The sequence below is a fragment of the Nitratireductor aquibiodomus genome, from assembly GCF_900105565.1.
In the GTDB taxonomy this organism is placed as follows: Bacteria; Pseudomonadota; Alphaproteobacteria; order Rhizobiales; family Rhizobiaceae; genus Nitratireductor; species Nitratireductor aquibiodomus.
The window spans coordinates 3,011,942-3,037,912 of sequence record NZ_FNSL01000001.1 but is presented as its reverse complement, the minus strand read 5'-3'; the positions used below and the strand labels follow the sequence as shown (position 1 = coordinate 3,037,912).

Annotated in this window: 23 protein-coding genes and 1 riboswitch; of the genes, 10 read left to right on the top strand and 13 right to left on the bottom strand. The window is 60.3% G+C overall.

Translation table 11 applies throughout. The annotated features are described in order from the left end of the window. Positions 1-26 precede the first annotated feature (26 nt). Positions 27-794: a helix-turn-helix transcriptional regulator gene (locus BLW55_RS14475; RefSeq protein ID WP_244509175.1), complete on the bottom strand. Its 768-nt coding sequence runs from the start codon at positions 792-794 to the stop codon at positions 27-29. Positions 795-1,273: 479 nt separating this feature from the next. Here BLW55_RS14475 and BLW55_RS14465 point away from each other — a divergent pair, with 479 nt between their 5' ends. The 3 genes from BLW55_RS14465 to BLW55_RS14455 all read left to right on the top strand — a co-directional run bounded on the left by BLW55_RS14465 (position 1,274) and on the right by BLW55_RS14455 (position 6,364). Beyond that, positions 1,274-3,253 (top strand): TonB-dependent receptor domain-containing protein, encoded by a 1,980-nt coding sequence (locus BLW55_RS14465; protein ID WP_090329261.1) that lies wholly within the window; start codon positions 1,274-1,276, stop codon positions 3,251-3,253. A gap of 193 nt (positions 3,254-3,446) precedes the next feature. Beyond that, positions 3,447-5,357 carry a PhoX family protein gene (locus BLW55_RS14460; RefSeq protein ID WP_090329260.1) on the top strand — a complete coding sequence of 637 codons (1,911 nt, stop codon included), beginning with the start codon at positions 3,447-3,449 and terminating at the stop codon, positions 5,355-5,357. Between the two features lie 209 nt (positions 5,358-5,566). Next, on the top strand, positions 5,567-6,364 hold the full coding sequence (locus BLW55_RS14455) for an ion transporter (RefSeq protein ID WP_090329259.1): 798 nt from the start codon (positions 5,567-5,569) through the stop codon (positions 6,362-6,364). Between the two features lie 9 nt (positions 6,365-6,373). On the opposite strand, the gene BLW55_RS14450 is transcribed toward BLW55_RS14455, so the two are convergent. Further along, positions 6,374-7,465, bottom strand: a complete 1,092-nt coding sequence (locus BLW55_RS14450; protein WP_090329258.1) for a 2'-deoxycytidine 5'-triphosphate deaminase — start codon at positions 7,463-7,465, stop codon at positions 6,374-6,376. An 83-nt stretch (positions 7,466-7,548) separates the two neighbouring features. Then, positions 7,549-7,626, top strand: a riboswitch (SAM riboswitch). 50 nt (positions 7,627-7,676) lie between these two features. Between BLW55_RS14450 and BLW55_RS14445 the strand changes: the two genes are divergently transcribed. Continuing rightward, positions 7,677-8,867: an O-succinylhomoserine sulfhydrylase gene (locus BLW55_RS14445; RefSeq protein WP_090329257.1), complete on the top strand. Its 1,191-nt coding sequence runs from the start codon at positions 7,677-7,679 to the stop codon at positions 8,865-8,867. A gap of 7 nt (positions 8,868-8,874) precedes the next feature. Here the strand turns inward: BLW55_RS14445 and BLW55_RS14440 are convergent, their stop codons facing one another. Continuing rightward, positions 8,875-9,480 (bottom strand): CDP-alcohol phosphatidyltransferase family protein, encoded by a 606-nt coding sequence (locus tag BLW55_RS14440; protein WP_025029928.1) that lies wholly within the window; start codon positions 9,478-9,480, stop codon positions 8,875-8,877. A gap of 191 nt (positions 9,481-9,671) precedes the next feature. On the opposite strand from BLW55_RS14440, the gene apaG reads away from it, so the two are divergent. Next, positions 9,672-10,064, top strand: coding sequence for a Co2+/Mg2+ efflux protein ApaG (gene apaG / locus BLW55_RS14435; protein WP_007007647.1), 393 nt, complete (start codon positions 9,672-9,674; stop codon positions 10,062-10,064). Here apaG and BLW55_RS14430 read toward each other — a convergent pair. The 3 genes from BLW55_RS14430 to BLW55_RS14420 are packed head-to-tail and all read right to left on the bottom strand — an operon-like array spanning position 10,057 to position 13,170. Further along, positions 10,057-11,058, bottom strand: a complete 1,002-nt coding sequence (locus BLW55_RS14430; RefSeq protein ID WP_025029929.1) for an Hsp33 family molecular chaperone — start codon at positions 11,056-11,058, stop codon at positions 10,057-10,059. The two genes, apaG and BLW55_RS14430, sit on opposite strands and share 8 nt — an antisense overlap. After that, complete coding sequence (gene argF / locus BLW55_RS14425; RefSeq protein ID WP_025029930.1) at positions 11,040-11,957, bottom strand: ornithine carbamoyltransferase; 918 nt, start codon at positions 11,955-11,957, stop codon at positions 11,040-11,042. Before argF ends, BLW55_RS14430 begins: the two co-directional genes overlap by 19 nt. A gap of 19 nt (positions 11,958-11,976) precedes the next feature. Continuing rightward, positions 11,977-13,170 carry an aspartate aminotransferase family protein gene (locus BLW55_RS14420; protein WP_090329256.1) on the bottom strand — a complete coding sequence of 398 codons (1,194 nt, stop codon included), beginning with the start codon at positions 13,168-13,170 and terminating at the stop codon, positions 11,977-11,979. Positions 13,171-13,544: 374 nt separating this feature from the next. Between BLW55_RS14420 and BLW55_RS14415 the strand changes: the two genes are divergently transcribed. Then, the gene (locus BLW55_RS14415) at positions 13,545-14,060 is read left to right on the top strand and encodes a GcrA family cell cycle regulator (RefSeq protein WP_065817202.1); all 516 of its coding nucleotides are present in this window, start codon (positions 13,545-13,547) and stop codon (positions 14,058-14,060) included. A gap of 73 nt (positions 14,061-14,133) precedes the next feature. Here the strand turns inward: BLW55_RS14415 and BLW55_RS14410 are convergent, their stop codons facing one another. Further along, complete coding sequence (locus tag BLW55_RS14410; RefSeq protein ID WP_244509174.1) at positions 14,134-14,997, bottom strand: LysR family transcriptional regulator; 864 nt, start codon at positions 14,995-14,997, stop codon at positions 14,134-14,136. A gap of 121 nt (positions 14,998-15,118) precedes the next feature. Here BLW55_RS14410 and BLW55_RS14405 point away from each other — a divergent pair, with 121 nt between their 5' ends. Beyond that, positions 15,119-15,505, top strand: a complete 387-nt coding sequence (locus tag BLW55_RS14405; protein ID WP_090329254.1) for a RidA family protein — start codon at positions 15,119-15,121, stop codon at positions 15,503-15,505. A 67-nt stretch (positions 15,506-15,572) separates the two neighbouring features. On the opposite strand, the gene phoU is transcribed toward BLW55_RS14405, so the two are convergent. After that, complete coding sequence (phoU, locus tag BLW55_RS14400; RefSeq protein ID WP_007007654.1) at positions 15,573-16,289, bottom strand: phosphate signaling complex protein PhoU; 717 nt, start codon at positions 16,287-16,289, stop codon at positions 15,573-15,575. A gap of 105 nt (positions 16,290-16,394) precedes the next feature. Next, on the bottom strand, positions 16,395-17,561 hold the full coding sequence (locus tag BLW55_RS14395; protein ID WP_244509078.1) for a sensor histidine kinase: 1,167 nt from the start codon (positions 17,559-17,561) through the stop codon (positions 16,395-16,397). Positions 17,562-17,744: 183 nt separating this feature from the next. Here BLW55_RS14395 and ppk2 point away from each other — a divergent pair, with 183 nt between their 5' ends. Next, on the top strand, positions 17,745-18,644 hold the full coding sequence (gene ppk2, locus BLW55_RS14390) for a polyphosphate kinase 2 (RefSeq protein WP_090329252.1): 900 nt from the start codon (positions 17,745-17,747) through the stop codon (positions 18,642-18,644). Here the strand turns inward: ppk2 and BLW55_RS14385 are convergent. Then, positions 18,621-20,558, bottom strand: a complete 1,938-nt coding sequence (locus tag BLW55_RS14385) for a glycosyltransferase (RefSeq protein WP_143038441.1) — start codon at positions 20,556-20,558, stop codon at positions 18,621-18,623. The two genes, ppk2 and BLW55_RS14385, sit on opposite strands and share 24 nt — an antisense overlap. Before the next feature lie 248 nt (positions 20,559-20,806). Beyond that, complete coding sequence (locus BLW55_RS14380) at positions 20,807-21,697, bottom strand: helix-turn-helix transcriptional regulator (RefSeq protein WP_090329251.1); 891 nt, start codon at positions 21,695-21,697, stop codon at positions 20,807-20,809. 165 nt (positions 21,698-21,862) lie between these two features. On the opposite strand from BLW55_RS14380, the gene BLW55_RS14375 reads away from it, so the two are divergent. Further along, on the top strand, positions 21,863-22,705 hold the full coding sequence (locus BLW55_RS14375) for a transporter substrate-binding domain-containing protein (protein ID WP_090330006.1): 843 nt from the start codon (positions 21,863-21,865) through the stop codon (positions 22,703-22,705). On the opposite strand, the gene BLW55_RS14370 is transcribed toward BLW55_RS14375, so the two are convergent. Then, a complete protein-coding gene (locus tag BLW55_RS14370) occupies positions 22,699-23,523 on the bottom strand; it encodes a sterol desaturase family protein (RefSeq protein WP_090329250.1) in 825 nt (274 codons plus the stop codon). The two genes, BLW55_RS14375 and BLW55_RS14370, sit on opposite strands and share 7 nt — an antisense overlap. Before the next feature lie 61 nt (positions 23,524-23,584). Continuing rightward, on the bottom strand, positions 23,585-23,998 hold the full coding sequence (locus BLW55_RS14365) for a tellurite resistance TerB family protein (protein ID WP_007007660.1): 414 nt from the start codon (positions 23,996-23,998) through the stop codon (positions 23,585-23,587). Between the two features lie 146 nt (positions 23,999-24,144). On the opposite strand from BLW55_RS14365, the gene BLW55_RS14360 reads away from it, so the two are divergent. Next, positions 24,145-25,797 carry a lysine--tRNA ligase gene (locus tag BLW55_RS14360; RefSeq protein ID WP_090329249.1) on the top strand — a complete coding sequence of 551 codons (1,653 nt, stop codon included), beginning with the start codon at positions 24,145-24,147 and terminating at the stop codon, positions 25,795-25,797. Positions 25,798-25,971 lie beyond the last annotated feature (174 nt).

Below are 25,971 nucleotides of genomic sequence, written 5' to 3'. Positions count from 1 at the left end.
CGTTTTCCGTCTTTCCTGGAACTGCGCTAAACACGCACCTGTTTCGGCGTAACGCCATATGCCCTTCGAAAGGCCGTCGTGAAGCTCGAAATGTTGTTGTAGCCAGCCAGATGCGCTGCGTGCGAGATCGGAATGCCATCGTCGGCGAGTGCCGTGCGTGCGGCCTCGAGACGCTTCTGCCTTATGAAGTCGAAGACCGTCATCCCGAAATGCGTCTTGAAATGCCGCTGCAGGGTGGACGCGCTGCAGCCAACCTCGCGGGCTATCAGGCCTATCGTCAGTTCCCGGTCCAGATTGCCAATGACAAAATCACGTGCGCGATCGCAATAGCGCAGGCTCATGAGTGTCGGCGCGGGAAGATGTTCCTTCCTGTCAGCCAGCATGGTGAGCAATGACTGCCACATCAAGTCGAGCCCCTGCGCTCTCAGATAAAGGGAACTCAACTCTCCCTCCAGTGCGGGCGGCGGATGCATGATCTTCTGCGCCGATTGCACGATGTGTTGACCGGGCTCAAACGAAAAGTGGGCGAGGTGCTGCGAAAAAAAGCTCTGCAACACCGATTTCTGCGCCTCACCCTGCGTGTCGAAGAGACGCTGCAACCAGGGTAATGGCGCCGAAATCATGACCTTGCGCAGCGGGGTCCGGCTGTCGTTGAAGAAACGTAATCGACTATCCTTGGCCACGTTCAGCATGAACACAACCGGAGAGCTCGCCTCTTCCGTGCCTGCGTCGATCTCGAAATGCCTTTCATCGACCACGAAGTGCTGAGCGCCCTGCAAGAGCACCATCAGCATGAATTTCGGCCAGATGTGCAGCTCACGCGTATCGGACGTGCAGTTCGGCACTCCCTCAATGGCACCGACAAAAAGTTCCTGTGATGTGTACTGCATTCAATGACCCTGACACCGATCCGGCGCAGCTGCACCAGGACCGGCACAATGCCGTTTGAGCCTAAGAAATTGCGGTTCCCGACAAACTCTTTCGGCTCGACTCCTTCTCGCAGCCAAACATATACATGACCGATCTTCTCAAGATTAAGCCGTGCTGGTGCGAGAAGCAAGCCCGCCGCCATAAACAGGCAACGGGCACCCGGCACGGGGCTTGGGAAGTCCGCATGCAAGGGGGCGACTACGATGGGGCATGGACGCAGCACGGTTGCATCAGCCTGCACGGTCTCAGCGCCTCATCCGGTTCCAGCCCTGTGCATCATCAGACTTATGGCCGCCAAGCCGGGGCCAAGCGCTTGCCGGCCGGGGATTAACAGGGAAAGAAAATGACGTTCACGCGGATACTGCCGCTCACCGGCGTTTCGTTGCTTGCGCTTTCATCGGCATTGCAGGCGCAGGAAAACAGCCCGACCACAACCGTCCTCGATACAATCACCGTCATCAGCGACGGCAAGGAGAACATTGAGGCGACGGGCGGAACCGTCGTCACGCAGGAAGACCTGGAGATCCTGCAACCGAGCAACGTTTCCGAGCTTTTCACGCGTGAATCCTCCATCAGCGTCTCGGGCGGTGGCGGCCCTTCCAAGCGCATTCACGTCCTCGGGATGGAACAATCGCACCTGGCTGTCAGTGTCGACGGCGTGCCGCAGACCGCGACAAGCTGGCATCACACGGGCTCCAACGTCGTCGATCCCGTGTTCCTCAAGCGCGTCGAGGTAGAAGCCGGCGCCGCCGCCGCCGATTCCGGCTTTGGCGCGGCAGCGGGTGCGATCCGCTACGAGACCGTCGGCGCACTCGATCTGCTTGAAGACGGAAAGAACCTGGGTGCGCGGCTCGGCCTCTCTTATGGCACGAACGGCCGCGGCTTATCGGGCAGTGCCGCCGGTTATGGCCGGCATGAAGGGTTCGACTGGTTCCTCATGACCCATGGTGCAACCGGCAAGAACTATGAGAATGGCGACGGGCTGGAAATCCTCGGCACCGAGCCCGCGGCCCGCAACATTCTCGCCAAGCTCGGCTATGAAGCAGAAGGTCATCGCATCGAGCTTGGTTATGAGCGCAGCCGCGACAAGGCCGACCGCCTGATCAAGATGAACATGGGGCTCGCCGGCGATACGGTGCATCCGCTCGAGGTCGCGCGGGATGCCGTGAACCTGAAATACACCACCACCGCCCCCACCGACATGTGGGACCCGGAGGTGACGCTCTATTACAGCGAGAACGATTACTGGCGTCCGAACTACCAGAACCGCACCAACGGCAACATGGCCCTGGACGAAGATCTGTTCGGCGGCAAGGTGCAGAACCGTTTCACCTTCGACTACGGCAACATCACGACCGGTGTCGACTTCGGGCGGCATGGTTATTTCACCGACAATTACGGCAACAACAATCGCCGCTACCGCGACTTCTCGACCTTTCAGCTCGGCGCTTTCGCGCAGGGGCGCTTCGAGTTCGACAACGGCCTCAACCTGTCGACCGGCGTGCGCTATGACGGGCATCGCTTCACCGACTGGAACGACAACAAGTTCTCCGACAGCGGCGCCAGCGTGAACGCAACGGTCTCCTATAAGTTCAACGATCATTTCGAGGTGTTTGCAGGCGCCTCGCGCACCTGGCTTGGCTATGTGATCGGCGACTATGGCTATGTGCATGCCCGAGACGACAGTTTCACCACGGACCCCGGTTTCAGCGCCGGCACGGCGCAGAACCTGAAAGTGGGTGCGAATTTCGGCGGCGAGAACTGGAACGCCGGCGTGACCTTCTTCGATACGCGCATTGACGGCCTTCCCGTTTATGAATGGGGAACGGGCAGCACGCTGCACAATTCTCCAGACGAGGCCCGCTCACGCGGTGTGACGCTGAATGCGGGTTACCGTTGGGAGAATACGAAGATCGGTGCCACGTTCACCAAGGCCAAGGTGACAGTGGGCGGTGTGTCGGCACTGCCCAACAGCGGAACGTTCATGCCGATTGGCGACATGGCCACGCTCTACATCGATCATGAAATCCCCGACTACAATCTGAAGCTCGGCGCATCGCTGGCGTGGGCGGGCAAGATTTCCGATGCGTATGCCACGACAGAAGGTTTTTACGACCAGCCAGCCTACACGGTGGTCAACACATATGCCGAGTGGACACCTCCGTCCTATGAAAACATGACCATCCGCGTCGGCGTCGAGAACCTGTTCGATGAAACCTACTTTGAGCGCACCGGCTTTGCCGCAAGCTCGAACCGCGGTGGCATTGATCCAGTTTACGCGCCAGGCCGCACCTTCACCTTCCACACCGCGGTGAAGTTCTAGTCTCTCCGAAACCGGTAATGCGACGATCATCTGAAAGGCCGACCGTACGCCACGGTCGGCCTTTTCAATTTAACGTCAGTCTCGCCGTCTGGACACAGTGATGTAACAATCCTGTCGCAAGCATTCGCTACGACTACCGGCAGATGCCGCCACAGGCGGCTCGATCCAGCCAAACAGCCAGAGGACTGCCGTCATGAACAAGCAGGATATCGTTCGCCTGTCGTGGGACGAATTCGACGAAATGCGCGACCCGCGCCCTGACAACAACGCCTTTGACGCCGTTGTGGAGCGCGCCATTTCGCGTCGCGGGTTCCTGGGCGGTGTGCTGGCCTTCGGCTCTGCTGCAGCCGTTATGGGAACGGGCGTTCTTTCTTCCACGTCGTCTGCAAAGGCGCAGGGCGCGACGTTCAATTTCGAGCCAATCGGGATTGCCACCGACCATGAAATTCACGTCCCTGCGGGTTATGGCTGGAAGCCACTGGTGCGCTGGGGCGACCCGCTCTTCAAGGATGCGGAAGGCGCCTACTCACCCGAAACGGGCGTGCCGGTCGAAATGTCGGACAGGGTGTTCGGTGAGAACACGGACGGCATGGAGACCTTTGTCGACGGCGACAGGACGATCCTTGCCATCAATTCCGAATATGTGAACCCGAAGATCAACCTGCCGGCAGAAGCAGAAGGCATGCCCCGCAATGCCGACGAGGTGAAACTGCTCAAGAACATGCAGGGCGTGACGGTGCTGGAAATCGCCGACAGCGGCGATGGCTATGCCGTGGTGCTCGACAGCCCCTATAACCGCCGTATCACGCATGAGACGCCGATGACCATGGACGGCCCTGCCGCGGGCTCCGATCTGGTCAAGACCAACGCCGATCCGGAAGGCCTCGCACCTAAAGGCACCATGAACAATTGCGGCTCCGGCAAGACGCTCTGGGGCACCTATCTGACCTGTGAGGAGAACTTCAACGGCTATTTCGGCACGACCGCCAGACGTGAAACCACGGAAGGCCAGGTTCCCGATCACGAAGCCACGGAAGGCGAAGTGCGCTACGGCATCGGCGGCGAAGGCCGCTACGCCTATGAGAAGTTCGACGAGCGTTTCGACCTGTCCAGGGAACCCAACGAGCCGAACCGTCACGGCTGGGTGACGGAGATCAACCCGCTTGATCCGGAATCGACACCCGTCAAGCACACCGCGCTCGGGCGTTTCAAGCACGAAAACGCCGAGATGGTGCAGGCTGCCGACGGGCGCGTCGTGGTCTATATGGGCGACGATGAGCGCGGCGAGTTCATCTATCGTTACGTATCCAATGGCACCTGGGCCGAAGGCCAGCCTACGGATGGGCTGCTTTCGGACGGCACGCTCTATGCTGCCAGGTTCAATGACGACATGACCGGCGAATGGCTGGCCCTGACGCCGGAGACCACCGGCATGCCGATCGAGGAAATCCTCGTCTTCTCACGCATGGCAGGATCGAAAGTCGGCGCGACCACAATGGACCGTCCGGAATGGGTGGCCGCCAACCCCCTGCGGGTCGAGGCCTATTGCGCCCTGACCAACAACAAGAACCGCGGCGTCAAGGCCAATGCCGGTGGCGATGAACAGCCCGTCGGGGGCCCCAACCCGCGCGAGACCAACAATTTCGGCCAGATCGTTCGCTGGCGGCCGGAAGGCGAGGACCATGGCGCCGACACGTTCACCTGGGACCTTTACGTCATGGCCGGCAATCCGAAGGCGTACAACAATGTCTATGCCGGGTCGGACAATGTGAACGAAGGCAATATGTTCAACTCGCCCGACGGCATGGCTTTCTCTTCCGACGGTATGCTGTGGATCCAGACCGATGGCGACGACAGCAATGAAGGCGAGTTCGAGGGGCAGGGCAACAACCAGATGCTGGTGGGCAATCCCGAGACCGGCGAAATCGCCCGCTTCCTCACTGCACCGAACGGCGCCGAAGTGACCGGCCTGACCTGGTCGGCGGACAGGAAGGTCGCGTTCGTCGGCATCCAGCATCCGGGCGGCAACTGGCCGGACGGCAACGGAAAGCCCCGCTCGGCGGTGATCTCCGTCTGGCGCGAAGATGGTGAAGCCATCGGCTGAGAACCGCCAACACAAATGAATGATGAACGAGGCAGGGAGCACTGCTCCCTGCCTCTTTTTTTGACGTGACAAAGCGTGGTGCGTTTGCATGTCTGCACGCATGAAGCATACGCTTGTGGCCAGACTGTTATGGACGGCTTGACGTCGCCCCATTTCCATCCCACCTGTTTGCCGCTCAATTCTACAAATCACCAATCGGACTGCCAAACGTGCAATCGCTCAAGAGCCTGATCGAATCCCGCCGCTTCGAAGCGGTCATTACCGTTCTCATTATCGTCAATGCGGTTACGCTCGGTCTCGAGACCTCCGAGCGGGCCATGATCGCTTTCGGCCCACTGCTCCAGACGCTGGATCAGGCAATTCTTGGCGTGTTCGTCGCCGAGCTTCTGGCCCGTTTGGCGGTTTATCGGCAGAACTTCTTCCGCGATCCCTGGCGCGTTTTCGATCTCGTGGTGGTGGGCATTGCCCTCGTGCCCGCAACGGCTGGGCTCTCGGTGCTGCGGGCCCTGCGCATCCTGCGCGTTCTGCGACTGGTCAGCATGGTGCCGTCACTGCGCCGGGTGGTCGGAGGCCTCATTGCGGCCCTGCCGGGCATGGGCTCCATCATGCTGCTTCTGGGTCTCGTCTATTACGTGTTCGCCGTCATGGCCACCAAACTGTTCGGCGCTTCTTTTCCGGACTGGTTCGGCACGATTGGCCTCTCCGCCTACTCGCTGTTCCAGATCATGACCCTGGAGAGCTGGTCGATGGGCATTGTCCGTCCGGTGATGGAGGTCTATCCCCTCGCCTGGATGTTCTTCATCCCCTTCATTGTCTCGACCACTTTCACGGTGCTCAACCTGTTCATCGGTATTATCGTCTCGGCCATGCAGGCGGAGCATGATGAAGAGGCTTCGGCAGAACGCACGGCCCTGCAGGCCGAGCAGGAAATCATCCTCAATGAAATCCGCGCCCTGCGCAAAGAGGTGCAGGCACTGACTGTCGAGAAGGCGCGCGAAAAGCGCTGACCCCTGCGGTCAGCGCATGCGAAAGTGCTTGGAGAGCTTCAGCGACTGGCCCTGATAGTTGGACTTCAGGTCCGCGCCGTAGAGCGCACGGGGGCGTGAGAGCATCCGCTCGTAGACGAGACGGCCGACGATCTGGCCGTGTTCGAGAATGAACGGAACCTCGTGGCTGCGCACTTCCAGAACCGCACGGCTGCCGGTTCCGCCAGCGGACGAATGCCCGAAGCCGGGATCGAAAAAGCCCGCATAGTGCACGCGGAACTCGCCCACCAGCGGATCGAATGGCGTCATCTCGGCAGCGTGGTGCGGCGGCACATGCACCGCTTCCTGCGACACGAGAATATAGAACTCGTCAGGATCGAGGATCAGACCGCCCGCACCGTCGCCGGTCAGCGGCTCCCAGAAGTCCGCGATATCGTGCTGATCGCGCTGGTCCACGTCGATGAGCGCCGTGTGATGTTTTGCGCGATACCCGATCAACCCGTTTTCGCCGCCGCTCAGATCGACCGAAAGCGCGATACCGCCGCCGGTGATGTTGGGGTCGTCCGAAGCGACAAGCGTCTCGCGCGCATGCAGGTCCGCCAGCGCGCTTTCATCGAGCAGCGCCTTGCCGGTGCGGAACCTTATCTGCGAAAGGCGTGATCCGGTGCGCACGACGATCGGGAAGGTGCGCGGGCTCACCTCCATGTAGAGCGGACCGGAATAGCCGGCTGGGATCTTGTCGAACTCCTGCCCGTGGTCGGTCATCACGCGGGTAAAGATATCGAGCCGGCCGGTCGAACTCTTGGGGTTGGCAGAGGCGGAGATGCCATCTGGCAGATCGAGCCCTTCCAGCAGCGGCACGATGTAAACGCACCCGGTCTCCAGCACGGCGCCCTCGCCGAGCTGGATTTCGTGCAGCTTGAGTCTCTCGAGCTTTTCGGAAACGCGGTGGTTCGGCCCCGGCAGGAAGCTGGCGCGCACGCGATAGGCAATGGTGCCAAGCCTCAGATCGAGACTGGCCGGCTGAATCTGGTCGCCATCCAGCGGGTGGGCCGAGGCGAGCGCCCCATTGTCGAACAGTGCCGCAATGTCCTTGTCCGGCAGAATTCCCGCTTTTGCCAACGCCCCTCTCCTTGCACAGGGTTTGATTGAACGAGGTTTAGCGCCGCTTGTCGTTGACGCAAGGCGCCTGAAGGTCTAATGGACCTTTATCCCGTGGTGATTTGGCCGGTCGGCTTGCAGCCACGTTAAAGAAGTCGCTAAAAGGCCGCGCTCGATCACCGGACCGGCATGCGGCTTTTCGCGGCCGGTTTTTTTGTTGGGTGTAGAAGCGATGACAGAGAATTCCGAGAACGACTGGAAAGCACAGACGGCGCTTGTTCATGGCGGGGTCACCCGCTCGCATTTTGGCGAAACCTCCGAAGCGATCTATCTGACGCAGGGTTTTGTCTATGACAGTGCGGAAGCGGCGGAAGCCCGCTTCAAGGGCGAAGAACCGGGCTTCGTCTATTCCCGCTATGCCAATCCGACCGTCGACATGTTCGAGCGCCGCATGTGCGCGCTGGAGGGCGCCGAAGAGGCGCGCGCCATGTCTTCCGGAATGGCCGCTGTCACCGCCGCGCTGCTTTGCTCGCTCAGGGCGGGCGATCATGTGGTGGCGGGCCGCGCGCTTTTCGGATCGTGCCGCTGGGTGGTTGAAACGCTGATGCCCCGCTACGGGATCGAGACAACGCTTGTCGACGGCGCGAAGCTTGAAAACTGGAAGGCCGCCGTGCGGCCGAACACGAAGCTCTTCTTCCTTGAAAGCCCCACCAACCCGACTCTGGAAGTGGCCGACATCGCCGGCGTAGCGGCCCTTGCCAACGAAGTTGGCGGGCGTCTCGTGGTCGACAACGTCTTCGCCACCCCCCTTCTGCAAAAACCGCTTGAGCTCGGCGCGCATGTGGTCGTCTATTCCGCGACCAAGCACATTGACGGTCAGGGCCGATGTCTGGGCGGTGTCGTCCTTTCGGACAGGGAGTGGATCGACGAGCAACTGCAGGACTTTTTCCGCCATACGGGGCCAAGCCTCTCGCCCTTCAATGCGTGGACTCTGCTCAAGGGGCTGGAAACGCTGCCGCTGCGCGTGCGCCAGCAGACCGAGAGCGCCGGCCGTATCGCCGATCTGCTCGCCGACCACCCCAAAGTCGCCCGCGTCATCTACCCGGGACGCGAGGATCACCCCCAGGCAGATATCATCGCCCGGCAGATGAAGGGCGGTTCGACCCTGATCTGCGCTGAACTGAAGGGTGGCAAGAAAGGCGCGTTCGCTTTTGAGAATGCTTTGAAAATCTTCCAGATTTCAAACAATCTGGGTGACGCCAAGAGCCTGATTACCCATCCTGCCACGACGACGCACAAGAACCTGTCTGACGAGGCGCGCGCCGAACTGGGCATCGGCGACGGCACGCTGCGCCTTTCGTTGGGTCTCGAGGACGGCGACGATCTTCTTGCCGACATAGAACGGGCGCTGGACGTGATCTGAAGCGGGTTCAGCCGAATCGTCTGCCCGCCAGAACAATGCGTGACACGGTGGTGTAGGCGGTCAGTACGGCAAACCCGTAGGCAAGAACCGGGAACCATGACGGTAAGAGACACATGGCCACGAATACGGCCAGTGTCTCGCTCGCTTCGGCCAGCCCGGTGGTGAAAAACAGCGATTTCTCACCGCGCGCATCGCTCTTGAGCCTGTGCTTTTCCGCCATGATCGCATAGGCGAGGAAGCTTGCCCCGTTCACGTAGAACGCCAGCAACAGGACCGCGCCGGCGATTGCGTTGGCGCCGGGATCGGCAATGATGAAGCCGAGCGGCACGGCACCGTAAAAGGCGAAATCCAGAACGATATCGAGATACCCCCCGAAATCGGTCTTGCCGTGAATTCGGGCGATGGCTCCGTCCAGCCCATCGCATAAGCGGCTGGCCAGGATGAGGGCGAACCCGGCCCAGTAAGCCTGAAATGCAATGGCGGCAGCGGCGGCAAACCCCAGGACAAGCCCCGCATAGGTGACAGCGTTGGCGCGGACCCCCGCTGCCGCAAGCTGCGCGGCCATGGCCGATAATCCGGGATCGATCTTTCGGTGTGCCCAACCGTCAAGCATGTTTCACCAGCACGTTGTCCTCAATGCCCCATGCTTATCGCCATTCGACCTCTCATGCCGCTCACAATGGTGTCATGGGAGATCATTGAACCTCATACATGAACCGCCATCTCATCTCTGCTATGCTCTTGATCTTTCACGGGAAGGGCCCATCCTTCCTGCGTTGAGTGCGCGCAAGGCGAGTTTGAACCATGTACAGAGCCGTTACCCAGTCGATCGAAGTGAGCGCCGAACCCAGCTACCTGTCCGCGCAGTCGGACCCCGAAAACGGGCATTTCGTCTGGGCCTACCGGATCACGATCACGAACCATTCGCCCGAGACCGTGCAGCTCGTCGCGCGCTACTGGCATATCACCGACGAAACGGGACGGGTGCAGGAAGTGCGCGGAGAGGGTGTCGTGGGAGAACAGCCGGTGCTGCAGCCGGGCGACAGTTACACCTACACATCCGGCTGCCCGCTAACCGCCCCCTCGGGCATCATGGTCGGGCGCTATACGATGCGCGGGCCGCGCGGTGCGTTTTTTGACGTGGACATCCCGGCATTCTCGCTCGATCTGCCGGGTGCCGCCACGCGGATCAACTGAAATCGCCGGGATCGAACACGTATTCGGTCGAACAGAATTCGCAGGTGACGCGAATGACGCCATCCTCGATGCTGTCGGCCACCTCTTCCGGCGTGAACCCGTCCAGAACGGACCTGATCTTGTCGCGCGAGCACGAACAGTCGTCGCGCACGTCCGATCCCTCATAAACGCGCACGCCATGCTCATGAAAGAGACGGTAAAGCAGGCGCTCGGCGCCGACCGTGGGGTCAACCAGCTCGGTCATCTCCGCGGTGGCGAGCAGCATACGCGCTTCCTGCCAGGCGTCGTCTTCTGGATGGGTCGAGCCGTCGTGGTCCTCGTCGCCGTCGCCACCGGGAAGGTCGACGCCGCGCATGCGCTCTGGAGACCCCGGCAGAAACTGCAGAAGTAACCCGCCTGCACGCCAGTGTTCCTGCCCGCTCTCGCCCCCCGGAAGCACCATCTTGGCAACGCCGAGACGCACCTCGGTCGGGATCTGCTCGGATTGACGGAAATAGGTGCGTGCCACTTCTTCGAGTGTGGTGCCGTCGAGCTGCACGATGCCCTGATAGCGCTGCATGTCGGAGCCCTGATCAACCGTCAAAGCCAGAACGCCGGCGCCAAGCAGATCCTCGGGAGCGTCCCTGCCGGCGGCGATCGCTTCTTCAAGGCGCGCCTCGTCAAAGCGCGCATAGGCCCGCATGGAACTCGGCGTGGAGAAATCCGCCACCAGCATGTCGACCGGCCCGTCGGAGCGGGTCTGGACGATGAACTTGCCCTCGAATTTGAGCGAGCTTCCCAGAAGCACCGTCAGAACGATGACTTCGGCAAGCAGCCGCGCCACCGGTTCGGGATATGTGTGACGGGCAAGGATCTGGTCGAGCATGGGTCCAAGCTGGACCGCGCGACCGCGCACATCCAGCGGATCCACGTCGAACGGAACGACGTGATCGTCGCCGGCAAAGCCGAATTCGCCCAACTGCCTCGTTTCACTCGTCACCGGTTGAGACACCATGCAAGTACCGCTTTCTGCGCATGCAGACGGTTTTCCGCCTCGTCGAACACCACCGAGTGCGGCCCGTCGATAACCTCGTCCGTCACTTCCTCGCCGCGATGCGCGGGCAGGCAATGCATGAACAGCGCATCGGATTTCGCGTGCTTCATCAGCGCCTCATTCACCTGGAAGGGCTTGAACACGTTGTCGCCACGCGCGCGATGCTCCTGTCCCATCGACACCCAGGTGTCGGTCACGACGCAGTCGGCATCGGCCACCGCTTCCTCGGCGGTTTTCGTGAAAGTCACCCGGCCGCCATTGGCGCGCGCCCAGTCGACATATTTCTCCATCGGCTCGCTGCCTGGAGGGACGGCAATGTTAAGCCGAAACTCCATGCGGGCCGAGGCTTCGATCAGCGAGTGCAGCACATTGTTGCCGTCACCCGTCCAGGCAAACAGCCTGTCCCTGACGGGACCGCGATGCTCCTCGAAAGTCAGGATATCGGCCATGATCTGGCAGGGGTGCGTGTCGTCGGTCAGGCCGTTGATCACCGGAACGGTGGCGTTTTCCGCCAGCTCGACAAGACGCTCATGGGCTGTCGTGCGGATCATGATCGCGTCTACATAGCGCGACAGCACCTTTGCCGTATCGGCAATGGTCTCGGAACGGCCGAGCTGCATTTCCGCGCCCGTGAGCATGATCGTCTCGCCGCCAAGCTGGCGCATGCCGACATCAAAGGAAACGCGGGTACGGGTCGACGGCTTGTCGAAGATCATAGCCAGCGCCTTGCCCTCGAACGGCTTTTCACGCTCACCGGCTTTCAGGCGTTCCTTGCGCGCCCGCGCATCGTCGAGCATGAAGCGCAGGTCCTGCGGATCAACGGTCGAAAGATCAATGAAATGGCGCAGACCGCTGGCCATGCCCGTCTCCCTGGTTTTCTCAAGCATCGGCTTTTTCGGTCGCCCTGACCGCAGCGGCGGCGTCGTGAATGCGCTTCACTGCCTCGCGGATCTCATCCTCGGTGATGATCAGGGGCGGAAGAAGGCGCAGCACATTGTCGCCGGCCGGCACCACAAGCATCTTCTGGTCGCGCAGCGCTTCCAGCAGGCGCAGGTTCTGCACCCTGCACTTGATGCCCAGCATAAGGCCCTCGCCGCGGACACCTTCAACAATATCCGGGAACTCGTCCGCAACGGCAGCCAGGCTCTGTTTGAACAGCAGACCCTTCTTGCTGATGCTTTCCATGAAGCCGTCTTCCAGCACGACATCCAGCACGGCATTGCCCACGGCCATCGCAAGCGGGTTGCCGCCAAAGGTCGTACCATGGGTGCCCGGGGTCATGCCCTTGGCCGCTTCCGCCGTTGCCAGACAGGCGCCCAGCGGAAAGCCGCCGCCAATGCCCTTCGCCACAGCCATCAGATCCGGTGTGATCTCGGCCCATTCATGCGCAAACAGCTTGCCCGTGCGCCCGACGCCGCTCTGAACTTCATCGAGAATGAGCAGCAGACCATGCCTGTCGCACAATTCCCGCAGTCGCCGCAGCGATGCGTTGGGGATCGGGCGAACGCCGCCCTCGCCCTGGATCGGCTCAACCAGGATGGCCGCGGTCTCCGGGCCTATGGTCTTCAGAAGCGCTTCCGTATCATCGAACGGCACCTGGTCGAAACCCTCGACCTTCGGGCCAAAGCCCTCAAGATACTTGGCCTGTCCGCCGGCGGCGATCGTTGCCAGCGTACGACCGTGGAACGCACCCTCAAACGTGATGACGCGGTAACGTTCCGGGTGCCCGTTGACGTGGTGATAGCGCCGTGCGGTCTTGATGGCACACTCCAGCGCCTCGGCGCCGGAATTGGTGAAGAACACTTTGTCGGCAAAGCTGTTTTCGGCCAGCCGCTCGCCGAGCCGGGCCTGGCCGGGAATCTCATAGACGTTGGAGACATGCCACAGTTTGCCGGCCTGCTCCGTCAGCGCGGCAACAAGATGCGGATGGGCATGGCCCAGCGAATTGACCGCGATGCCGGCGGCGAAATCCAGATAGCGATCGCCGTCGGCAGTCTCTATCCAGCACCCTTCGCCCCGCTCAAACGCGAGAGGTTGACGAGCATAAGTTCCATAAAGCGCAGATTCACGCATCCACACGGTCTCCGCTGAGCCTGAGATTGGTTTTCGCCCCGCACAGCGACGGGTACGAAAGAATGAAATCAAAATGCCGCCCAAGGGGCGGCACTCGTGAGATTTATCGGTTGTTTCCGCTTGCCTGTCAACGCACGCAGGCACGACAGCTCAGTGACAGCAAAAAACAGCAAATTGGGGAAAACCCCAAAAACCGAATCAGCTTACGGTAAGGACTCTTGTCACGGAGTCTGCCGATAAGGTAGTTTCAGCCCAAGCAAAAAGACTACATTTTGTGCGGCGGACCACACCTACCATGATTATATGGTGCTCCCTCGGCTTTGGCTGAGCGGGAATGGATTCGGATTCCGCACGCTGGACAGGAGCGTGTCCCGATGAACTGGACTGACGAAAGAGTCGAAACCTTAAAGAAACTGTGGGCGGAAGGCCTGAGCGCGAGCCAGATCGCGGCTCAGCTTGGCGGCGTCAGCCGCAACGCCGTTATAGGCAAGGTCCACCGCCTCAAGCTGTCCAGCCGTGGCCGCGCGACGAGCCCGCGCACCCGCCAGAAAAAGGCGGCGCCATCGACCCAGGGCACGACCACGACGCGCCGCCCGCGCAACACCCGGCCGACCACGGTCAGTGTCGGCGCGACGGCCCTTCAGGCACAGTTCGATGAAGAACCGGTGGCGCGGACCTATCTTCGCCCGACCGCGGACGTGGTGGTTCCCATCTCGCGCAAGCTTGAACTTGTGCAGCTCACGGAAACCACCTGCAAGTGGCCGAATGGCGATCCTCTCTCGGAAGATTTCAGCTTCTGCGGTAATGAAGCCGGTGAAAACGGCCCTTACTGCACCTATCACTCCCGCCTTGCCTACCAGCCGGCATCGGAGCGGCGCAGGAGCCGCTGATACAGCTAAAACTCTCCTCTGGACTACCCGGCTGACGCATCGTCGCAGCCGGGTTTTTCTTTGCCCGAAGCGATCAGGCTCTTCCCGAAAGGGTGGAGCACCACCATTGCCACACGGCCTCCTGCACCGAACTTTTCCTCCCGCGCGGGCGCACAAGGCGGAATTGTCCGTAAGAGATGACCGGGCCATCCAGCCGCTGCAGAACGCCTGTGGCGAGCTCCCGCCCGAGCAGGCTGAGGTTTGCAAGGAGGGCGCCCTGGCCGCCCATCGCCGCCTGCACGGCGTGCGCCTCGTCCGAAAACCACACGATGCGACCAGAGTTTAGGCGCCCGAGACCAGCCGACCGCCACCAGCGCTCCCAATCGGGTGCTTCAGGGTGCGGTGAAGCCCATTCAAACGCCAGAAGAGGCGTTTCCTGCAGCGACTGCGGATCAAGCGACGGAGCCGCTACAGGCGCAAACCGACCGGGTGCAAGATCGAAGCTTTCGAGGTTCGGATCACTATCTCGCTGGAACCGAACGGCAAGATCGGCATCTCCGCCCGACAGGTCGACCACATCATCGGAGGCGAGGATACGACAGCCCAGCTCCGGAAACGCCGCGCGAAACGCACGCACCTGCGGTCCAATCCAGAAGGTCGAGACGGCCATGGTGGCCGCGACAACAAGAGAGCTCTGCGAGGCATCGCGCCGCACCGTTTCCAGCGCCTCGCCAATGCGCCCGAAGGCCTCATCCAGCACCGGATAAAGACGCGCGCCCTCCCGGGTCAGTGATATGCGCCGGACATGGCGTTCGAAGAGGGCAATACCCAGTTGCTCTTCCAGCTTTCTGATCTGATGGCTGACCGCCGTTGGCGTCACATTGAGTGAATCGGCTGCTTTCTTGAAACTCGCAAGCCGTGCCACTTCCACAAAAGTGCGCAGCGCCGGCAACGGCATCCAGGTCAAGACATGCCTCCTCTATAGATGAATAGAACTCATTTATATGATGAGATATCGCCTTTTGTCACAAGTCAATGGGAGGTTCATATCTGCTGCATAACCTGAATGGAGAACAGCTATGCAACTCAAGCAAATTGTCACCGAACCCGATCCCTATGCCCCTTACCTGCTCTCTCAGGGGATTCAGGCGGGCAATCTCGTCTTTGTCTCGGGACAGGCCGGTTACGGCGATGACGGCAAGATCGTCGAAGGCGACTTTCTCGCGCAGGGCCGGCGCGCTTTCAAGAACCTGGAACGAGCGCTCAAGAGCGGTGGGCTGAGGCTCAGCGACATCGCCAAAGTGACCATCTTCGTGACCGACATGCAGAAATTCGACGATGTCGTCACCCTGCGCCGGGAGTTCTTCTCTGCACCCTATCCCGCAGACAGCATTGTCGAGATCAAGGCGCTCTACACGCCCCAGGCGATGATCGAGATTGAGGCGATCGCTGTCGCCAATGCATGACGCAACGCTCCAGCCTGCGCGCGGAGCGTGGGCCGGAGCGCAGCAGCACCGGGTTTTAAAGAAGCGCCTACGCGTCCGGCTCCGCAACCACGCTGTGGCTCTGGTCTTCCTTCGGACGCTCCAGCGGCAACTGACGTCCGGTTACGATGTGATGCACCGTCTCGGCAATGTTGGTCGCGTGATCGCCGATGCGCTCGATGTTCTTGGCGCAGAACAGTAGATGCGTACAGGCCGTGATGTTGCGCGGATCTTCCATCATATAAGTCAGGAGTTCCCGGAACAGTGACGTGTACATCGCGTCGATTTCCTCGTCCCGGTCGCGCACGAATCCGATCCGCTCCACCGAACGGGATGCATAGACGTCCAGCACTTCCTTGAGCTGGGTGAGAGCCAGGCCAGCCAGCGCTTCCAGTCCGCGAAAGAGACGGACGGGCTGCTTGCCTTCGGTGACGGCAACGACACGCTTGGCAATGTTCTTGCCGAGGTCGCCGATGCGCTCCAGGTCCGAGGAGATGCGGATCGCGCCGACGATTTCCCGAAGGTCATCAGCCACCGGCTGGCGCTTGCCGATGATGATGACGGCCCGTTCGCCGATCTCGCGCTCCTTGGCGTCAAGAAAGGCATCGTCTTCCACCACCTTGCGGGCAAGCCCGGAATCGGATTGCACAAGTGCTGCAACGGCCTCCGCGACCATGCGCTCAGCATATCCCCCCATCGCCGCGATCTGGTCAGAAAGGTAATTCAACTCATCGTCGAAGGACCGCATGGTGTGCTGGTTCTGCATGGTTTCATTCCTCCTCGGCCGATCCGGCGTCGCTACGTCCCGCACTTTCTAAGTTATTGTGATGGCGGGAAAATGAAAGTCTGAGTGTTGGGGCTGGGCCTGGTTTCAGGCGCTTTCGGCGCCGGTACCAGATGGTGGGACAGGCGGGAAGTGAACCACAAACGTCGCCCCCTCGCCCGGTGCCGATTTGACCGACAATCGCGCATCGTGCCGTGTCAGTATGTGCTTGACGATGGACAATCCGAGACCCGTGCCCTTCTGCGTGCGACTGGTCTCGACGTCGACCCTGTAAAAGCGCTCAGTGATACGGGGAATATGTTCTTCGGGAATGCCGGGACCGAAATCCTGCACCCTGACCCGCACCTCGTCCATGGGGCTTGCCTGATCCGCCGAGACCAGTATCCGTTCGCCCGAACTGCCATATTTGCAGGCATTTTCGAGCAGGTTTTCGAACACCTGAACCAGTTCATCGGAATGCCCGGCCACAAGCAGCGGCGCATCGCCAAGTTCCGAAACGATCTCGACCCCGTTTTCCCGGGCGATATGACGCATCGGTTCAATCACCCCCTTGACCAGCGCCACCACATCAAGCTGGGCGTTCGGCTTCTGATAGGGCTTCATCTCCAGCCGCGAAAGCGAAAGCAGATCATCGATCAGGCGCGCCATGCGCTGCGTCTGATTCTGCATGATCTGCAGAAAATTTTCCCGCGCCTTTGCATCGTCACGCGCGGGGCCGCGCAGCGTCTCGATGAAGCCCGCGACGGAGGCAAGCGGCGTGCGCAGCTCATGGCTCGCATTGGCGATGAAGTCCGCCCGCATCCGATCGATCCGGCGCGCCTCGCTCTGGTCCTTGAACATCAGCACGTAGAGACCGGTGTCGTTTCCGATGCGGCTCGCCACCACACGGTAGGCACGCTCCACCGGGACACGCTCCGAATAGTTGATCGCCGTCGATTCCTCCACGCCGGAAATGACGCGGCTGACCAGCTCGTGCATTTCGGGAGCGCGAAACTTCAGACGTAGCGAAACGCTCTTGGTCATCGGCCCAAAAGCAAGGTCGGCAGCCTCATTGGAATAAAGAACACTGCCAGCGCCATCGAAAATATAAAGCGGATCAAGCACGGCCGCCGCCAGATAAACTGCCGGCAGCGAGTCGATGTCGCCCCGTACGACACGGGGGCCCTCGCTCTGCTCGGTGGCGCTTTTTCGGTGCGCCAAAGCCTGAAGCGCCTGCGTCAGCGGCGCAGTGCCCTTTGCTATGTGCCGCAGCATCCCTCTCCGCGGCGTTTTCCGCTCTTCATCACTCATACCACCAACCAACTTCATCCCCGTGGTCGCCAGAGAACTCCTGATCGAGCTCATTTCATGAAGACCAGTTGCCGCTTCTTCTTCGCTGCTGGACCTTGTATCAAGCTGCAAATAGCATGGACACTCCCACGGTTCAGGATCGATTTTATGAATAAGCCTCTGGATAACCCCGCACTTGAAAAGATCGAGCCCTTCAAGCTGACACTATCAGGCAAGAAGCGGGTGTTCGATATTGATGACCCGGATCTGCCCGACTGGATCAAGGACAAGGAGCTGACGGCCGGCGGCTATCCCTACGAGGAAAAACTCGACAGGGACGATTACGAGGAGCAGCTGGAGGCGCTGCAGGTTGAGCTCGTCAAGCTCCAGTCCTGGATGCAGACGAGCGGTGCGCGCGTCATGGCGCTCTTCGAGGGCCGCGATGCCGCCGGCAAGGGCGGCACAATCTCGCGCATCCGTGCCTATCTCAATCCACGCAATGCGCGAAATGTCGCCCTGCCCAAACCAAGCGAGACCGAGCGCGGCCAATGGTATTTTCAACGCTATGTCGCGCATTTTCCAACCAGCGGGGAATTGGTCACCTTCGACCGCTCCTGGTACAATCGGGGCGGCGTGGAACCCGTGATGGGCTTCTGCACACCCGCCCAGCACGAGCAATTCCTGGATGAAACACCCGATTTCGAACGCGCGATCGTCAATGACGGGATTCATTTCTTCAAGTTCTGGCTAAACATCGGTCAGGAAACGCAGCTCGGACGGTTTCATGACCGCCGGCACAGCCGCCTGAAATACTGGAAGTTCTCACCAATGGATGTGGCCGGCATCAAGAAGTGGGACGATTATACTCATGCCCGCGACCTCATGCTCGAGCGGACACACAGCGCCCATGCACCGTGGACAGTGGTGCGCGCCAACGACAAGCGGCGCGCAAGGCTCGCCGTTATTCGGCGCGTGCTCCTGTCGATTCCCTATGATGGCCGCGATCTCGGGGCCATCGGCCAGGACGATCAGCTGGTGATCGGCTCAGGTCCCGGTTTTTTGAAGTGAGACGCGCACCCGGTTGCGGCGTCTGTGCGGCGTCTTCTCCCAGTGATGGGGGTTCCAGTAAAGCTGCCAGACGCAGCGCCAGGCGGCAATGGACATGAGGCACCAGTAAGCCGGCATCCAGAGGATGCATTTCCAGAAGCCGGGCTTCTCGGTCTTGTGGAGTGCGGACCAGCCCAACAGCAGAAAGGCGACGTGCCCGAGCACGACATTCAAAACATCAACCAGAAGCAGAATGCTCTCGGTCGGTCGAAACTCACCGCCTAGATACCAATGGATGCCGATTCCCAGCGCGGTCGCCCAGAAGACACTGTAGGCGAGCGCTGAAAAGACCATGCCCGCAAACAGGACCTGCATGACGATGAAGGACAGAAGCCCGATTTCACGGGCGGTCGCGGCCGGATCCCGCATGTGAACCAGCCAGGTCTGCACCCATCCCTTGAACCAGCGCGTGCGCTGCGGCACCCAGGTGCGAATGTCGGTTGGGGCATCTTCCTGTGTTGGATTAAAGATCACGTCCGCCCGGTACCCATAGCGATGCAGTCGCGCGCCCAGATCAGCATCTTCGGTCACATTGTAGGGATCCCAGCCTCCCACCATCTCGAGCGCAGACCGGCGAAAATGATTGGACGTGCCGCCCAGAGGCAACAGCAGACCGCGTCGCGCAAGCCAGGGCAGAACCGCACGAAAGAGCGCGGCATATTCCAGCGCAAACATCGCCGAAATCCAGCTTTCCCGCCGATTGGAGATGGTCAGGGGAGCCTGCACACAGGCCAGGCGCTCATCCGCCCCGCGAAATGCATGCCAGGCCTCGACCAGTTGAAACGGGTGCGGCCTGTCTTCAGCATCGTAGAGCGCGACGAACGCGCCCGACGTCATTGGAAGTGCATAGGACAGTGCCTTCGGCTTTGTGCGCGGCACACCCGGCGGCACCTCAATCACCTCGATGTACGGGCGTAACTCCTGAGCTCTGAGGGCGGCGAGCGTTTCCTCGTCATCCTGCTCGCAGACGAGTTTGATCTCCAGTTTGGCGCGGGGCCAGACGATCCTGCCAAGCGCGACGAGGAGATCCGGCACAATCTCCGCCTCCTTGTAGAGTGCGATCAACACCGAGTAGACAGGCATCTCTGCAGGCCGGACCGTCGTCATCCGCGGCTCCGCCGAGACCCGCCCGCCCAACCGGACCATGACTCTGAGCAAAACGCAGGCGAGGAATGCCAGCGAAAACAGCACATGCAGTGCGAGCAGGGTCGCCGAAGGCGCAAATAGCGCGGCAAAGGCAAGCGACACGGTTACCGCGCCCAGCACCGCCCCCTGCCAGGCATTGGCGACAATGCGCGCCGACATCTCGGGTGCGATTGTGAACAGCTTCTCCGTGGCAATGCGCATGAGCGCCTTCTGCGAGCGGACGGAGATCGCGTCACGCAGAACTGTCGGCTGCACCACGCGTATGCGTGTCGAGGCCCGCGGGTATCGCGCTACGAACGCGCGCAAAGCGGGGATGTTCAGTCTGTCTGGCGCGATCAGGACGATCGACTGGCCACGCTCATCGACGATCAGGCTTACCCGCGCACCGCCGCGCCGTGCCAGCGCTGCCAGCCCCTGCCGCTCACGCATGACCAGGGCGTCTGGATCCGGGCGGGCAGCAAAGGCGAGTCCCATATGCTTTGCAAGAGCAAGAAACAGTGCCCGTTCCGACACCAGGCCGGAAGACAGAAGCTCCGTCTGGAAACAGACCCCTGCGAGCCTTGCCCGCGCATCCACGCGGCGGGCCTCCTCTTCGTCAATCGACAGGGATCTCAGGATCGGCAGCCAGTCTCCCATCGGCGAAGGACAAAGGGCAACCGGCAATCCGTCGGATTCATTTAGCTTGTCGGGATTGCTTCCCGATTCCCACTTCCCAACGAGATGATCCATGGTCGATCATCCCAGTTAATTTAACAACCAAAACCCCAATCCTGCTTTATTGACAAAAGAAAACTCTCTGGAAGAAATTTTTGAAAAATTCCAGAACCCATAAAACCACAGCGTGCGCCTAAACTGGAATTTACATTTCATGATTCCCCATCCCCCCGCAATATTTCAACTATAGCATCACACTATCCCACCTTTCGCAACTTCCATGCGAATCAAGACTGAAACTACCCTCTTCTTGAGGCACCACTTCACTCAAAGACACCGCATCGAATGGCTTCAGCAACGGCGTGAACGCGATTTGACGCTCCCAGCTTTGTCTTTGCATTGAGGAGATGTTTCTCTGCCGTATGCTCGGATATGCCGAGAATCTGCGAAACCTCCCATTCTGATTTTCCCAATGCCGCCCATTGCAGGCATTCCTTCTCCCGCGGTGTAAGGCGCGGTTCCCCACCCTGCCGATAAAGTGTGTGACCAGGGCCGAGTTTCCGCTTCGCCTGTTCCAGATGGACGCTCACCTCCTTTTCCGACAAGGCAAGTGTCTCGGCGATTTCCGGTACAGAGCGCCCGCGCGCGGAGAGTTGCAAACACTCTTTTTCAAGAGCTTCAAGTTGATCAAACCTGTCATCCCCGCGCAGGCTCAGCGCATGGCCAATTGCGTATGAAGAGACAAACGACACAACATCAAGATCGCTTGGGGAGAGTTCGACCTGCTCGCCGGCGAACGACATGACGATCTGGAGCCCCTCAAGCGTTGTGAACGACATGGCTATTCCGTCCACGAGCCTGAATTCCCGTGCTTCGCTCAGCAATTTTGAGGTTTTGCAGGAGCCCTTTTGCGCTTTCAGAATATCGCGCCACAGAATGGCACTTCCGCTCTGGCGGGCATGGTTTACGATGGGGTCATGAAAGATGTAGTTGCACGAAACATATCGGTCGATCCACTCCGCCGGCCAACTACTGAGAACCAGATGCCCGACCTGATCGCCCGGTGTACTGCCCTTTGCGGGAAGTGTGCCTGCGCAGACGGCATGAAGACCGTAATTCCCGGTGAACGAGACCAGTGTATTACAGATCGCCAAAGGGCTTCGGGCCTTTTGAATCTGCTGAATAATGGCCCGCGTCTTTCCAAAATCGAACATATGTATTCATCCCCGCCGACATTCTATGCCGCCACGCAAAATCTACGCGCTTATCCGCCACTATACATCCATCGGACAAAAGATGATAACAATGATATTAAATAACCTACAAAACCCTGTTCAAAAGAAAATTAATATTTATTTGCCGGCTATATGGAAATAGCCATGAATTTCCGCTCTTTTCACATAGTGGCCGCTCTTTTCTTCTTACTACCTGCGCATCTCGCCATCGCGCAGCAACCGGCTCCTCCCGGCTTTTCCGAGCCCAAGCAGCGGCAAGCGAAACCGGACCTTTCCGCACTGCCGAGGCTACGCTTCCTGACCACCGTCGATTTCTTTCCATTCAGCTATCTGGACGCCGACAACCGGCTGAGTGGCGTTCATATCGACCTGGCCCGGCAGATCTGCGACGAACTCGACATGATGGAGCGGTGCCAGGTGCAGGCGCTACCCTGGGACGAACTCGACACAGCCATCGAAAGCAAGCAGGGCGAGGCAATCATCGCGGGCCTGGCGATCACCGCCGAGAACCGGGAGCGTTATCTGTTTTCACGCCCCTATATGCGTTTTCCCGCACGCCTCGTAACGCGCAGGCAGGCGACACTATCGGAACCGCTTCACGATTCCACTGCCGGCAAACGCATCGGCGTCATTGGTGCGTCCGCGCATGAGGTGCTGTTGCGCGACCTCTTTCCGAATGCCCAGAGCGTCGTCTACGGTAGGCGTGACTGGCTCTATGAAGATTTGAAATCCGGCAGGCTCGACGGCATCTTCGGCGACGGCGTGAAGCTGAGCTTCTGGCTCGCCGGCCAGGCCTCCGACGATTGCTGCGCCTTTTCCGGCGGCCCCTATCTCGCGCCGGAGTATCTGGGGCAGGGACTGGCAATCGCAGTGCCCAATGACATGCCGCAGCTCGCCGAGGCCATCGATTTCGCTCTTCAGAGCATCGACGTCAGTGGCCGCTTCACCGACATTTATCTGCGCTATTTTCCGGTCGATTTCTACTGATCCCGCCGCAATGTGCGAAACGGCAGGGCAAGCATCCATAAAAGCCGCGCCGTGAATGACCCGCGGTAGGCGGACAGCCCGATATTCATATCTTCATGCCCGAGTTTCGGTTGGGCAATATAGGTGCCGAACAGACGGTCCCAGAATGAAAAATTGAAACCGTAGTTGGAATCCGTCTCCCGCCTGATGGTGGAGTGATGGACGCGATGCATGTCCGGGGTGACCACAAAAAACCGAAGCACGCGATCAAGGCCAAGCGGAATTTTCACATTCGAATGGTTGAACATGGACGTTCCGTTGAGGACGATCTCGAACAGGAGCACGGACAGAACAGGTGCGCCCAGAGCGACGACGACTGCCGCCTTCCAGACCATCGAAAGGAGGATTTCGAACGGATGGAACCGCAGCCCCGTCGTCACGTCGAAGCCGTTGTCGGCGTGGTGCATGCGGTGGATGCGCCAGAGAAGCGGGATTTTGTGGCTTGCCACATGTTCGAGCCAGACCGCGAAATCGAGCACGACAAACGAGATCAGCCCCGCAAGAAGCGGATCGATGCGCAGCGCATTGAAAAAGCCCCAATCCGATGCTTCCGCCCAAAGGGCGGCCCCCACGGCAGCGGCCGGAAAGACCACCCTGAGCATCACCGATGAAATGAGAACCATGGAAAGGTTGGCGAACCACCGGCGCGATTTCAGTGCGCCGGTCATTTCCGGTCGTTCCAGGCGCGGCGACCAGAGCTCGTAGAGCGCCATGCCCGCAAATATGCCGATGAATGCGAAGAGACGGATGGCCGCTTCGGAGAGCAGAAACGAGGTCATGCCGTCATTATTCCGCTACCCCGTTCAAACGCCAGTCACATGCGCTTGACCGAACAACCGGTCAGGCAAGAGTACGCTTACGGGCCTGAACCGTCCGCTCGATTGCGGCAGCCACGAGCGGTTCCAGATGCAGCCGGCTGCGCACGATGTGCAGCATGCGTTTTTCTTCCGGCTCCACATGCATGTCGGCTGCAGCGACCTCGACTGCCAGCGCATAGGCCGTGTCGTGCAATTTCGCCGGCACGGTGTCGCGCACGGCATTCAGGATGCGTTCAAGCCCGCTGTCTTCCTGGAGGATCTGCTGGCACTGACGCGCCACTTCGATGATGCGGTTGTCGTCGAACTCGCGAAACACCGGCCAGGAACGGATCGTGTCGCCTATAATAGCGAGCTCCGCGTCGGTCATATCCCGGTCGGCGGCCGACATGACGACCATCAGGTAGATCAGGGCTTCGTGGGCGGTCGGCTCAGCCATTACGTTCTCCGCTGGTAAAATACTGGAGCCCGAAAGTAGGTAGCCGGGCGTCATGCCGCAATGAAAAATCGTCGCTTCGATTGACGCACCGGCTGAGCCGCCTTACAGGCTTGGCCCTTGATCGAAACATAATTCTGGAAAGCGACATGACGACGGCAAGCCGAGACGCGCTTGAATTGACGCCCGATGTGATGGAGGCCGCAGCCGAGAGCAAGGCCTGGCCCTTCGAAGAGGCGCGCAAGATCGTCAAACGCTACGAAGGCGGTTTCCCCGACACCGTGCTCTTCGAGACGGGCTACGGCCCCTCGGGCCTGCCGCATATCGGCACGTTCGGCGAGGTGGCCCGCACCTCCATGGTAAGGCACGCTTTTCGCGTGCTCACCGAGGACAGGATCAAGACGAAGATCCTGTGCTTCTCCGACGATATGGACGGCCTGCGCAAGGTGCCGGACAATGTGCCCAACAAGGAGATGCTGCGCACGCATCTGGGCAAGCCGCTGACGAAAGTGCCGGACCCGTTCTCCAACGAGTACCCGTCCTTCGGGGCGGCCAACAATGCACGGCTTCGGGCGTTCCTCGACCGGTTCGGCTTCGACTACGAGTTCGCTTCCTCGACCGAATACTATGCCGCCGGCCGCTTCGACGAGATGCTGCTGACCATGCTCGAGCGCTATGACGCGGTGATGGACATCATGCTGCCGTCGCTGCGCGAAGAGCGCGCGCAGACCTATTCGCCCTTCCTGCCCATCCACCCGAAAACGGGCGTGGTGATGCAGGTTCCGCTGGAAGAGCGCAAGGTGGATGCCGGCAGCATTGTCTGGCGCGATCCCGAGAGCGGCGAATTGTTCGAGACGCCCGTGACCGGCGGACACTGCAAGCTGCAGTGGAAGCCCGACTGGGCCATGCGCTGGGCGGCCCTTGGCGTCGACTATGAAATGTCCGGCAAGGACCTGATCGACAGCGTCAAGCTGGCGGCGCAGATCTGCGCAGCACTCGGCAAGGAGCCGCCGGAAGGGTTCAACTACGAACTGTTCCTGGATGAGAACGGCCAGAAGATCTCCAAGTCCAAGGGCAACGGCCTGACCATCGACGAGTGGCTGGCCTATGCGCCGACCGAGAGCCTTTCGCTCTATATGTTCCAGAAGCCGAAGGCGGCCAAGAAGCTCTATTTCGACGTGATCCCGCGTGCGGTGGACGAGTATTACACCTTCCTGTCGGCCTATGATCGTCAGGACTGGAAGAACCGTCTCGGCAATCCCGTCTGGCACATCCATGACGGCACGCCGCCAGCTATCGAATTGCCGGTGCCGTTTGCGCTTCTGCTCAATCTGGTCAGCGCCTCCAACGCACAGAACACGGATGTTCTGTGGGGCTTCATTTCGCGTTATGCGCCCGGCGTCACGCCGCAGACGCATCCCGAACTCGACCGCCTCACCGGCTATGCGCTGCGTTACTTCGAGGATTTCGTGAAGCCGTCCAAGGCCTTCCGCGCACCCGACGAGATCGAGCGCGAAGCACTTGCCGGCATCAACAAGGCTCTTGGCGCGCTGCCGGCGGATGCCGATGGCGAAGCGATCCAGAACGCCATTCTGGATGTGGCACGCGGCATCGAGCGCTATCAGGACCACAAGCGCAAGAGCCCCAATGGCGGACCGGGCGTTTCGGTTGCCTTCTTCCAGATGCTCTACCAGGTGCTTCTGGGCCAGGAACGCGGCCCCCGCTTCGGCTCGTTCGCCGCCCTTTACGGCATCGCCGAAACACGCGGCTTAATCACCGCCGCGCTGAACGGCGAACTCTGAGGCAAAAGAACTCAGGCTTTCGTTAGAGCGGAGCACCGTTGCACGGAAACGATGCTCCACTCTAACTGTCTGTCTTTCCGCATTTGTGCTGACGTCAGGTGATTCCACCTGACTGCAAAATGCTCTGGAGCGGTTCACCGTTTCACGGAAACGCTGCTCCGTTCTATCTGTCTG